This is a genomic window from Cytobacillus kochii (assembly GCF_020171845.1).
In the GTDB taxonomy this organism is placed as follows: Bacteria; Bacillota; Bacilli; order Bacillales; family Cytobacillaceae; genus Cytobacillus; species Cytobacillus kochii.
On the sequence record NZ_JAIVAM010000022.1, the window covers coordinates 1 to 13,244 of the forward strand.

Sequence of the window (13,244 nt, forward strand, 5' to 3'; positions counted from 1 at the left end):
TTTCAATCTAATTATATGTATAAATAGATATTATCCGGTATTAGCCCCGGTTTCCCGGAGTTATCCCAGTCTTACAGGCAGGTTGCCCACGTGTTACTCACCCGTCCGCCGCTAACCTTCGGGAGCAAGCTCCCTCAGATTCGCTCGACTTGCATGTATTAGGCACGCCGCCAGCGTTCGTCCTGAGCCAGGATCAAACTCTCCAATAAAGTGTTTGATTAGCTCGTTTGCACCTATGGTGCTTTGTTGCTGATAAATCAGCTTTTTTAGAATTACGCTTGACGTTTTACGTTCGTTCAGTTTTCAAAGAACAATCTCGTTCGCTTCAGAAGCGACTTTACTAATATAACATTCTCGCAATCTATTGTCAACAACTTTTTAAAATTCTTTTTTCGAAAGTAATCTTAGAAAGCGTTATCAACGACTGCTTTATAATAGTATCATCCCTATCTACTTTCGTCAACAGCAAATATAAAGTTTTTTTATAAAAATACTATTGTTGTATATATACCTCCTTTATAAGGCATTTAAACATTTATTTCTTAATCATTCGAGAAACTCTTATTCTTCTTACAAAGCAATTAGATTTCCTCACTCCTTCCATTTGAGTAAGAAGAATAGAACCAATGTTTTTGTCAAAAACTCAAAATCTCGCTACTCATTTCTTCGCTTTATAAGCTTAACTGTTCCTCTTTGGCTAATGGATTCTTGTCACATCACTTTGAAATACCTAATCACACCATTTCCATCATAATTGTATCAGTTTAGTAGAATTAACTTGTAAAATCTCAGGAAATATATGTAGAAATAGAACATACATAATAGAGAAAGTAAGAGACCTTTGCAACTACCAGTCGCTAAGTTGCAAAGGTCTTCTACCAAAAATGAAATTTTCACCCTATAAATAACAAAATAGCCAGTCCCAATAAATGATGGGAACTGGCTATTTAAGGAGTGGATATTTCCTCCTAGATATTATTTCAAGAAAATAAAGTACAGAACAAATACTACAAATAGGAAGTACATAATTGGATGAATCTCTTTCGCTCTCCCTTTAACAATCATTGTAATTGGATAAAAAATAAATCCAATTGCAATACCTGTTGCAATACTATAGGTAAGAGGCATCGCTAAGATAGTTAAGAACGCTGGTACCGCTATTTCAAATTTCGTCCAATCTATATTACCTAATGAAGCAACCATTAATACCCCTACTATAATTAGGGCCGGTGCTGTAACTGCTGATGTAACTACTGACACAATTGGGAAGAAAAAGATTGCTAGTAAGAATAAGACACCTGTTACAATAGCAGCAAAACCTGTTCTTGCACCTGCAGCGACCCCTGAAGAAGATTCTACATAAGAAGTCGTTGTAGATGTTCCTAAAATTGAACCTGCAACAGTTGCTGTTGAGTCAGCAAGTAAAGCTTTTCCTGCTCTTGGTAATTTACCGTCCTTCATTAATCCCGCCTGATTCGCTACACCTACAAGTGTACCTGCTGTATCAAAGAAGTCTACGAATAAAAATGTTAATACAACCACAAGCATTTGTGTTGAGTAGAATGATGCGTCTCCAAAAGAACCGAATGCTTCACCAAAAGTTGGTGCAATACTTGGTACTGCTCCAACGACTTTATGAGGCACATCCACCAGGCCGAAGATCATACCAACAACTGCCGTTACGACCATCCCAATGAAAATACCGCCTTTTAAACCTCTTGTCATTAAAATAACAGTAATAATAATACCAAAAATAGCTAATAACACATTACCATCAGAGAAATCACCTAAACCAACTAACACTGCGTCATCATTTGCAATAAGACCAGCGTTTTGTGCACCAACAAATGTAATAAACAAGCCAATCCCTGCAGATACTGCAAATTTTAATGGTGCTGGAATCGCATTAATAATTTTTTCTCTAATACCGGATAGTGATAATAGAATGAAAATCACACCCGAAATAAATGTTCCAGCTAAAGCATGTTGCCATGAAATACCCATTGTCAGTACGACAGTATAAGCGAAGAATGCGTTTATACCCATACCTGGAGCAAGCGCTATTGGATAACGAGCGATAACCCCCATGAGGATTGAACCAATCGCGGCTGCTAAAGCTGTAGCAACAAAGACTGCCCCCATGTCCATTCTCATAGCATCTGGAAGATCTGGTACATCTGCTAACGATAGTACAGCAGGGTTGACTGCTAATATATAAGCCATAGCTAAGAATGTTGTAATCCCGCCAATAATCTCACGGCGAAAATTGGTGCCGAGTTCGTCGAATTGGAAGTACTTTTTCATTTTTAATTTTCCCCCTAAAGTTGGCATTAAAAAAACTTCGGAAAGCAACCGAAGTCTTGACAACAGGGATGGTATAAGTAACATGGAATGTAAAAATAAGATTAGTATAATAATTAAAGCACATTCCCTTATTACGCACACACATCAAGTAGTCAAGTCATTTACGGTAACTTGGTAGAAACTTTTGGGCCATATTCCCAACATTATACGAAGATGTTTTTAATATTTAATTCTCTATTATATTAGCAATTAAAAAAGTCCTAGTCAATATAAAAAACGAACATTTTTAGTCCGTTTTTTACCATTGTTCGGAATTAGGTTTATTTTCCACTTTATTTACGTAATTTCATTTGGTTTTACTATAAACCAAATGGATTTATGAAGCAATACTTCTTTTATTTAAGCAATATTTGGTAGGCAAATCGATTACCATTTGGAACATCTAGTTCCACATCCCCAATATAGGAAAAACCAGCTTTCTGAATAACCTTTTGCATGACTTCATTTTCGGGATGGGTGTCAATGCGAATATCACGAAATCCATTGAGCCTAGCAGCGGTAATTAAATGTTGAAGCAATATCTTCGAATAACCCTTTCCTTGTATCTCTGGGTCAATCGCTACTCGATGAATCGATGCATACGGCGTTTCTGCTTTCTCCCAATTCACTAATTGCTCATAAGGTTCTTCTGGCGCAGTTAAAATCGTGCCAATACCGACTTTTCGTTCCTCCGCCATCAACACGTAAGCTTCCTTATTCGAAATATCCTGTGTAATGATTTCTCGATTGGGCCCATCTCCATCCTGCCATTGTGGGATACCTCTTTTAACAATCGTTTCCCTTGCTCGGTCAACAATGGACATGATTTCATCTAACTCTTCTAATTGTGCCTGTTTTAAATATAACACCTAACACCCTCCCAAAAAGAATACTTATTAAAAAACCTTAGAATCCAAACTAGGATTCTAAGGTGTATTGTTTTATTCCCACTCAATCGTTGCTGGTGGCTTAGAAGTAATATCATACACTACGCGGTTGATATGGTCCACTTCATTAACGATTCTTGTTGAGATAACTTCAAGCACATCCCAAGGAATACGTGCCCAATCGGATGTCATTCCATCAATTGAAGTAACGGCGCGGATACCAATTGTGTAATCATACGTACGCGCATCGCCCATTACACCTACGCTACGAATGTCAGGTAGGACAGTGAAATATTGCCACACATCTCTTTCAAGACCAGCATTTTTGATTTCTTCACGAAGGATCGCGTCTGATTCACGGACGATTTCAAGTTTTTCTTCAGAGATTGCACCAAGAACACGGATACCTAAACCAGGACCTGGGAATGGTTGTCTCCAAACGATATCATCTGGAATACCTAATTCTGTTCCAAGTGCGCGTACTTCATCTTTAAATAAAGTATTAAGCGGCTCAATTAATTGGAATTGCATATCTTCAGGTAGTCCACCTACATTGTGGTGAGATTTGATTGTTTGCGCTGTTGCAGTACCACTTTCGATAATATCTGTATAAAGTGTACCTTGTGCTAAATAATCAATACCTTCTAATTTATGTGCTTCATCATCAAATACGTAAATGAATTCATTACCGATAATTTTACGTTTTTTCTCAGGATCACTGACACCTTCAAGTTTGCTTAAGAAACGCTCCTTAGCATCTACTTTAATGACATTCATATTGAAGCCTTCAGAGAAAGTTTTCATAACGCCTTCTGCTTCATCTTTACGCAATAAACCGTGATCAACAAAAATACATGTTAATTGGTCACCAATCGCTTTATGAATAAGAACAGCAACAACAGAAGAATCCACTCCGCCACTAAGTGCACAAAGGACTTTCTTATCTCCAACTGTTTGGCGAATTTTTTCCAATTCGATTTCAATAAAGTTCTCCATAGACCAAGCGCCTTTACAGCCACAAATACCGAAAACAAAGTTTTTCAGCATATCATTACCGTATACAGAATGACGTACTTCTGGGTGGAATTGAACTCCGTATAACCCACGTGCTTCGTCACTAATCGCTGCGACAGGACAAGAAGGGTTAGTACCATCAATTGCAAAACCTTCTGGTGCTTCAACGACTAAGTCACCATGACTCATCCAAACCACTTGCTCTTCAGGAAGATCGGCAAATAATTTAGATTGATTTTGTAATTTTAATACAGCTTTACCGTACTCACGCTGCTTTGCACCTTCTACTTTTCCTCCGAAATGCATCGTCATTAATTGCATACCGTAGCAAATACCGAAGATTGGTAGACCTAATTCAAAAATTTCTGGATCACAACGAAAAGCATTTTCGCCGTAAACACTGTTTGGACCACCAGAGAAGATGATTCCTGTTGGATTCATTTCTTTGATTTCTTGTGCAGTAATGGTATGCGGATGTAATTCACTATAAACGCCAAACTCCCTAATTCTGCGTGTAATCAACTGATTGTACTGACTACCAAAGTCTAGTACAACGATCATTTCCTGGTCATGCAATTCTACTTTCCCCGTCACGCTGTTCACCTCGTCAACATTGATAGAATGATTCCCTCATTCTTTTATTCCACTTCATATATGAAGAGTGACTCCGAATGTATCATTTGTAGGTTATCCAACACCTACTATTTCATACAAAAAACTAGAGTTCTTCCCCCGAAAATATAGTCAGAAGGCAGAAATCTAGCTAGGCTAAATATATTCTGCCTTCATAGTCAGACTGTTATAGGCAGTCTGGTAGAGACTCTCGGACCATATTACCAAGGATATATGAAGGTTATTCGTTAAAATTATTGATAGTCATCATGCATATGAATCCATGACTTCTCATTCAACTATTTTAACAACAGGTTATTTTAACGGTCAAGCGATTGTGGCTTTTATTAAATTTTCCCACAATTCCTTATTTCTCTTCCAAATGCCCTTTTCTTGCTTACCACTATATAGATAAGCCTCGTAACTTGCCGTTAGCTGACTCATCTGTTGATGCCCAAGCAAACGATCGACCTCTTTGGCAAAAGAATGTAAGGTTTGTCCTTGTTTCCTTTTCATCCCGAACCGTGAAAATTCATGTAGTAAAACAAGGTACGCTTTCTCAAAATCCCGATCATTATTACGATGTTTGTATGTCCAAATATAGAAGTAAGGTAGCCATTTACCCCGTTTGATATACGTTAGGTAACCGATGAAAGCAAGCACGATGATTATTAAAATAATCTTTTTCCAATGTTGTTGAACCGCTTCCTTTACCGAATCCCATAGCTTCGTCAAACTAAAAGTGCTTGACGCTGTTTCTGTTTGTTCAGTCGTTTCTGCTTCATCTGGACTCTCTTCTCTTTCCGGTGTTTCCGTTTCCTCCGCGTTATTAGGCGTTGTTTCCTCATCTAAATCAAACTCATATTCTACAGGATTACTAAAACCTGTTGTTGGCTCAAACGGAATCCATCCAACGCCAGGAAAATAAGCCTCCACCCATGAGTGAGCATTGTTATTCGTAATGTCATAAGTACCAACAGTTAATTCATTTCCGTTGGTTCTTTCACCTTCTGTAAACCCTTTAACCCATCTAGTCGGAATACCAGCAGAACGGGCTAGCACGATCATTGCTGTTGAAAAGTTATCACAATAACCTAACTTCGTATCAAACAAAAATTGGTCGACATAATCTTCATCTGGTCCTGGCACAGCCACATCTCTTTGTGAATAAACAAAACCCGATCGAGCAAAATAGCCTTCAATCTCACGAATTTGGTTAAACCAATTATCATGCCCTGCCACAATCTCTTCTGCCAATTCACGCACACGATCAGGGAGATCTTCGGGTAATTGCGTATACCTTTCATAAAACGCTGAATCTAAACCGTGATTATCATTATTAACTGTATTCAATGCATTCACGCTATAAGTGGGTTCATTAAAGATTACGTCATAAGTTGGCATGAGAGAATCCTCTGCATATCTAATTGAAAATTTCTCAAGCGCTTCATTCAATTCAAATGGGATGTTTTCACTTTGAAAACTTTTTATCCCTAATGGATAGACAATTTGAGGACGTGCTCTGTTCATTTGTACATTACTGACTCTTTCCTCAACAACGACATTTTCATTCTCTGAAAATGATTCCAAAGGCACTTCTTCTCCTGATGCAAAAAACTGGCTGCCACGATCTTCTTCTGAAAGCTCCCACCCCTTACCTGTATAGACATCTTTGGTCTCTACTTTCCAATAATGGGGATCTTCCGTTTTCGCAACAAACACAAGAGTATCATCAGGAACAAAAGAGCCACCTAATAAAGAATCATCCTCACCATAGCCAATTTTCCGCACCCCTCCAGCTTCTTCATTTCTACTATCTTCATTAAATGAAGTGATATAAGGAACAGGATCAGGCCAAATCGGATCTGCCTTCGGTGCAGCGAAAGCAATGAGAGAACTGATGAGCACCAATCCACTTAGAGGGATCATCCATTTGCTTAGTTTCGATGGTTTCGTCTCAATATCTTCCTTCTCTAGTTGACGATAGAAGGCGAGAATCCCCATCATTAAAAATCCACAAATTACGGTTCGAATAATTGCCATTTCTGCATTATATGGTGTGAATGTATCAAGAACAGTAATATAGACCAATGTCATGAAAAAGAAAATAAAAATTTGTCTCCGTTGGATGAGCCAATATTGAATAAGGTAAGACATCAACCATAAAAGAATGAAGAATAATAAAGTCCTAAACATGTCTGTTATAGCGGTCCATTGCGCTTGTAACATCGTCAAAAAGTTATCAAATAACTCTTGAATCATCATAGGAAACGAGCCAATCAGTCCATATTGATCAAGAAAATAAATATACATTAAACTGAAGAAAATAATTGCTCCATTAATGACAAAACGAATGACCCAATGCCATTTTAAAAAATCCATCGCAAGGGCAATACATAGGAAAAGTAAGAACACCCACACATTCCCTGTATCCGTTAATTGCTCTAACGGCCTAATCCACTCCCAAATGAGGAGAAAACCAAATAGATAAAGAACCAAAGTAGAAAATCTCTTCATCATCCGCTCCTCACCTCCGAGAATGCGGCAGAAAATTGACCTTCATGCACAATTTGTATACGTATTCCTCTTGAAGTAGCGGTGTCTTTTAAACGAATTTCCTCTTGTACTGCTTGTTCTTCCTTTCTTTTCACAAGAAAAATCGTCACACTTCCTTTTTGAGAATAAAAGCTCGCCTTTTCAATCAAACGTTTGTTTAGTTTGGCAGTAACAAGCAGTAGTTGATCATTTTGTTGGGCAAGACCTCTTTCTACGTCTAACACTTGTTCTAAAGGACGTTTACTATCCGCCTTCACTGTAGCTAGATGATAAAAGATTCGTTGTAGCTGCCCTTCACCACCAAGAATTGGGAACTCCACTCGATTTCTCCCCGCTGAAAGGAACCCTACCTGTGCCCCTTTTCGCAGTATTGCATGTACAAGAGAAGCGGTAAAAGAAACGATTGCTTCAAAATACACTTCAGGAAAACGATCCATGAGAAGATATACATCATGAGATTTGCGTTGTTCAAATTCTTTAACCATCATTTCATTACGCTTGGCGGATGTTTTCCAGTTTATCCAAGAAAAACGATCACCTGGTTGATATTCACGGACGCCTGTAGCCATAGAAGTATCTCTCTGCACCCTTTCATCTGAAGCCGTCATTCCTTGATCAAATTGATGACTGAATGGTTGATAAACCATTTCTTCATAAGTAGGATACACAATCATGCGGTCTTCGAGTGACATGTTTACTTCACGTTCGATTAATCCAAGTGGATCACCTATTTTCAGCCGAACATATCGGAAAACGTGCTCTCCGCGAGGGATTTCCTTAAATGATTGCGAAACAACGATGTTTTTACGAAATCCAGGAAATAACATATGTTTCTTCATCTGGAGCGAAGAAGTTATATGATCTTCGACGACAAGAAAAAATACCGGAAAAGTCGTATCCATATGAATAGAAAGACGTATCGATAGTGTATCTCCTGCACTCACTTCTTGACTGGAAAGTTCTCTCTTTACATGGATACGATGCAACGGATACATTGCCAGTGCAAATGCATATAAACCAAACGGTAAAAAGCTATAAAATAAGAACCAGCTGACAAATCCTCCTTGAAACATCGCATATGAAAAAGTAATGAGTAGTAAAAGGAACAATAACACTAACTTCCATACACCCTTTACTGCGAATAACCACCGCCTCATCCTATTTCACAGCCTTTTGCACTGGTACCGGTGTAACATCGATAATCTTCTCAATCACTTGTTCTGCTTTGACCCCTTCAAATTTTGCTTCTGACTTGAGAATTAAGCGATGACTAAAGACCGCACTTGCTAAATATTGCACATCATCAGGGCGGACATAATCTCTTCCATGCATAAACGCATAGCTTTGTGATGCTTTCATTAAAGCAATAGACCCCCTAGGGCTAACACCTAAATACACATGTTTATGGTTTCTTGTTTGCTCAGCCATATGAACAATATAGCTTTTAATGGAATGATCGACATACACCTCTTTCACTTTCGCCTGCATGTCTCTCAGCTGTTCTAACTCCATTACTGGCTGTATTTCTTCTATAGGGAGTGCACTTTGAACGCGACTTAATAATTCAATCTCTTCTGTTCCTTCAGGATAACCCATACGCATTTTTAACAGAAAACGGTCAAGCTGCGCTTCTGGGAGCGGGTAAGTTCCTTCATATTCAATCGGATTTTGTGTCGCCATAACAAAAAAAGGGCTACCTAATTGATGAGTCACTCCATCAATTGTTACACTCTTCTCCTCCATCCCTTCTAATAAGGCGGACTGTGTTTTAGGGGATGTCCGGTTGATTTCATCTGCTAATATAATCTGACCCATTATTGGACCCGGGCGGAATTCAAATGCCATTTCTTTCGGATTATAAATTGAAACGCCTGTCACATCCGATGGTAATAAATCAGGGGTAAATTGAATTCTTCTAAAGTTCGCACCTAGCGATTTTGCCAGCGCTCGAACCATCATCGTCTTACCAACACCAGGCACATCTTCAAGTAACACATGACCACCAGATAATAAGGCAACCAAGCTCAATTCTGCCACTTCTCTTTTACCGATCATTACTTTATCTATATTAATGAGCACTTGCTCGACAACCGGATTCATTTTATGATTCATTGACCATCCTCCTGATTTTTTAATAAAGGGCATTCTTCTCCTTACTTATACTTCTATTCGCTAAATCTTGCTAAATTCCTGTGAAATCTACCATTCTTCGCACAAATTCATCTTCTTTCTTCCTATGATTTAGGAAAAAAAAGAATAAAAATGAAGAAACATTTATATTTCTTATTTTATATGATTTAACACTTAAGATAAATCATTCAGACTCGGTTAAGTTGGCTTATAAATGGTTATATAAATGTTCATCCCTTCACAGTTACGACTAATCCCCCCTTTCCACATATCTTATATAGTTATAACGCTATTAAAGGAAAGGCGATGTTTAATCTGTGCACAAATAATTAATCTATTTAAACATGATCTTAACGTAAATAAAGTGATAAAATATCCTTTTCTTAACAAGGTATCCATCCGTTTTCAACATAAATGAGCCATAAAAAAAAACGACATTCGCTCGGGAATGTCGTTTTTTTTTTAATAAGATATACCCGTACGATAATGGGTCTCCTCAAAAGAGGCTTGTTCCGGGTCAAAATAATCTTCGTTAAAGGCTGCCACAAAGGTATCATTTTCTACATAACCAGAACCCCAAGTAGGATCCATTGTTAGCCATTCACCATCCACCTTCACTTCTACCCAAGCATGGCGGCCACCGAGCGCCCCTCTAGTAAAACCAGAACCAGCATTACCTTCAACAAACCTTGCTTCCATGTCACTCGCCCTCAGCAAAGCAATGGCTAAGTAGGCATAGTCTTGACAAACACCTTTTTTCGTTTCCAATGCCTTTAAGGCACTGTCATCCCAATGAAAGTCATCTGTATTATACTTCTCCACATCATAAGCGATATGTTCGGCCACATAGTCATAAATCGCCTTTGCTTTCTCACGGTCGCCTTCCACCCCTTGAAGCAGTTCTTCTGCTAAACTATTAATCTTCGGATGGTCGGACTGAACTCCACGAGACGGTAACAAATCCCGGCGATCTTCACCGGTATTGTCCACCTGAAATTTAGCTACGCTATAAAAGCGAAAGGTATCACTATTTTCTTTCGTAATCTCAGGTACACTAACCGTAATATCATAAGTACCTGGTCCAAACCTCAAATAAAAGGAATCGTCAAAGCGAAAATCCTGAACTGGAATCACATCTAATGCCGTATCCTCACCCTTTTTACTCGATACATAAAGGTGTGTTGTCTCACTCGCTAATTCAGCTTCAGGTTGAATCATTCCACTGATGGTATAATCACCACTCGATTCATCTCCACTGTATGCAGGCGTTTCTAAAGTTACCCCTCGTTCATTATAAAGGCTAGAGTACTCGATTGGCTCCATCGTTTGCTGAGATGTATTATTCACCATGAGAGTCGTAGCCGTTTGATAATAATTCTCTCGGTCACCATCCGGTACCATGACTTCCACTTTATGCAAGCCTTCTCCATAAAAGAGGGGCACCTCATAATCGAATTGGTGCTCTTGATTAACGGCGAGTACATGATTCCAATTATCCGTTCCCTTCGACACGCGAAGCATTACTGTATCTTCCTCATCCAATCCTTCTGCCACACCTTTTAATGGGAAAACTTCTTCTGCTTCAAAGAAGCTTGTATCCAACCCTAACGAAAGTCCTACTTCTTGACCATATGGTGTATACGTCACATCTCTCTTCACATCCGGATTCACATTATGAACAGTAAACCGTGCTGTATCATAATAATAATTCTCCCGCTCATCATCGGGTAATTGTACCTTTATATGATACGTACCTTCGCCATTAAAAAACTGAATATCCTGCTTGATTTGACCCTCTTTTATAGGCGCATAATATTCATGCTCTCTTCCGGCAACCCCGTCTTCCTCTGCCGTCACACTAATCCAAGCATAACCAGACTTCAATCCTCGATAATCCTCAATGCTCCCCTCAATCGTCACCGTACCATTCGCCGCAAACTCCCGGTACTCCGGCGAATCAAACGTTGCACCAATTTCATCACTATACGTCGTTAATGTCAAAGGCTCTAGCTCTAACTCCTTATTCTTTTCTTCCACTAACTGTTCATACGGATCAACCTGCTTTTTCACTTCTTCGCTACTCACGGCTCCCTTATCATTACAGCCAATCAGCAACATACCTGCCATCACAAGTAATATAGGAAACAACGAAACTCGTTTTAACATGTTAACCTCCTTACGAACCCTAATTATCAAACATATCATTACAAAAATCAGTTCAATCATACTTACGATACAAAAGGTAAAAAGTTTCTCTATCCAATTACCCCTTTTTCACACTTTTACCACTATATGAATAACAATAAAAGATTTTCCTTTGCTTTACAAAAGGAGAAAGGAGTAAATGTGGATATTGGGGGTTGATTCTTGGAGGTAGATGGTTTGGGATTGGCAAATATCAATTGATAATATTGTCAGCTATTACCTTGGTTCAAAACACTTTACCCAAGGGAATGAAACTGGAAAACACTATGAACTTATTATTCAACACTAACACCCCTAGGTATTACAAAAAAAAGCATCGGAGAGAGTCTGCAGGGTTATTCTCTTATTAGTTAGCATGAGAACTTCCTTCCTTTGGCTTGGGTTTGGTCGAAGTCGAGTTAGTCTCAACATTATTGTGGGTTTCTTAGTAAAGGTAATATCTTTTTATTAAAATCTCGCTTAGCAATCTCTTCCCTATTATTTGCTAATGATTGTTTTATATTTTGATGATCGATAGAAAGTTTCTTTCCTCTCTCATCTAATTCAAAGGTAGCCATGGACTTCTTTAAATTTGTTTCCACTGTTGATAACCATGCCTTTATTAAAGCTTTAATTGTAGATTTATCTTTAGACGGAACACCTAGACCCTTTGTGGATAACAATTGACTTAATTCTTTATAAGGACCTTTTAATGCTCGCTCTCCTATTCCGAATGTATACATTAATGTGCCATACTTTCCAAATTCATCCTGTAATCTTACTAAGTAGTTAGTATCAAAATATCCAGATCCCCTAGTTACTTTTCTTTGCATTTCCCCAATATTATAATAAATCTCTTTAATTTTCTCTGGTCTTTTTGCTGCTTCTTTATTATGTTCAATCATTTGATCCAATTGTTCTTTCAATTGGGGATTACTCTTAATAATCCTATCTCGATTTTTCTCTAAAAGTTGATACATTTTTTCATACGTACTCATACCTTTTTTCATTTGAGGACCTATTCCGTTAATCGTATTATGCATTAGCGTATTATATAACATTAAGTAGTAAGCTGGTACTTTCACATCCTCAAACGAGGGTACGTCACCATTGCTATCTAAGATTAAATAACCTGATAGCTTACCAGTAATTCTGGAGTAATCTACTACATAGAAATACACCTCTTCATATAGAAAGGCGAAATTCCACATATCCCATTTTTCTAGAAACCTTTTATATTGATTGATATTCTTTTTGTGAGTCGAATTGGGAGTTACGTCTATCAATGTGTTACATCTCCTTGTTGATTATGCAATTGGATACACTGCCTAGACTCATCACAATCTCTCTAATTTCTTCCGGTCTTTTCGTCCCTTCTTTACTTTTTTTGACTAATGGCATCAATAGTTAATTCCATTTGAGGGTTCTCTTTAAGAATATGAAAATTTATTAGCTTTAAAGACTTCATACATCACTTCATATGTTTTAATTACTGGTTATACCTTTTTATCTAAATTG

General features: G+C 38.1%; 8 protein-coding genes, 1 rRNA gene and 2 riboswitches. All 9 genes read right to left on the reverse strand.

What is annotated here, in order from left to right; translation table 11 throughout:
- Positions 1-209, reverse strand: a 16S ribosomal RNA gene (locus LCM23_RS24725); the annotation flags it as partial.
- 766 nt (positions 210-975) lie between these two features.
- Positions 976-2,304: an NCS2 family permease gene (locus tag LCM23_RS24730; RefSeq protein ID WP_095370727.1), complete on the reverse strand. Its 1,329-nt coding sequence runs from the start codon at positions 2,302-2,304 to the stop codon at positions 976-978.
- Positions 2,305-2,431: 127 nt separating this feature from the next.
- Positions 2,432-2,535, reverse strand: a riboswitch (purine riboswitch).
- 164 nt (positions 2,536-2,699) lie between these two features.
- Positions 2,700-3,212: a GNAT family N-acetyltransferase gene (locus LCM23_RS24735; RefSeq protein ID WP_224939191.1), complete on the reverse strand. Its 513-nt coding sequence runs from the start codon at positions 3,210-3,212 to the stop codon at positions 2,700-2,702.
- 72 nt (positions 3,213-3,284) lie between these two features.
- A complete protein-coding gene (gene guaA, locus LCM23_RS24740; protein WP_224939212.1) occupies positions 3,285-4,805 on the reverse strand; it encodes a glutamine-hydrolyzing GMP synthase in 1,521 nt (506 codons plus the stop codon).
- Positions 4,806-5,012: 207 nt separating this feature from the next.
- Positions 5,013-5,114: riboswitch (purine riboswitch) on the reverse strand.
- Between the two features lie 69 nt (positions 5,115-5,183).
- The gene (locus LCM23_RS24745) at positions 5,184-7,376 is read right to left on the reverse strand and encodes a transglutaminase TgpA family protein (protein ID WP_224939192.1); all 2,193 of its coding nucleotides are present in this window, start codon (positions 7,374-7,376) and stop codon (positions 5,184-5,186) included.
- Positions 7,373-8,569, reverse strand: a complete 1,197-nt coding sequence (locus tag LCM23_RS24750; RefSeq protein ID WP_224939193.1) for a DUF58 domain-containing protein — start codon at positions 8,567-8,569, stop codon at positions 7,373-7,375. The genes LCM23_RS24745 and LCM23_RS24750 overlap by 4 nt, the downstream gene beginning before the upstream one ends.
- A gap of 1 nt (position 8,570) precedes the next feature.
- Entirely contained in the window at positions 8,571-9,524 is a 954-nt protein-coding gene (locus LCM23_RS24755; protein ID WP_224939194.1) for an AAA family ATPase, read from the reverse strand.
- A 480-nt stretch (positions 9,525-10,004) separates the two neighbouring features.
- Entirely contained in the window at positions 10,005-11,708 is a 1,704-nt protein-coding gene (locus tag LCM23_RS24760; RefSeq protein WP_224939195.1) for a transglutaminase domain-containing protein, read from the reverse strand.
- Positions 11,709-12,157: 449 nt separating this feature from the next.
- The gene (locus tag LCM23_RS24765) at positions 12,158-13,012 is read right to left on the reverse strand and encodes a hypothetical protein (RefSeq protein ID WP_224939196.1); all 855 of its coding nucleotides are present in this window, start codon (positions 13,010-13,012) and stop codon (positions 12,158-12,160) included.
- Positions 13,013-13,244: the final 232 nt, after the last annotated feature.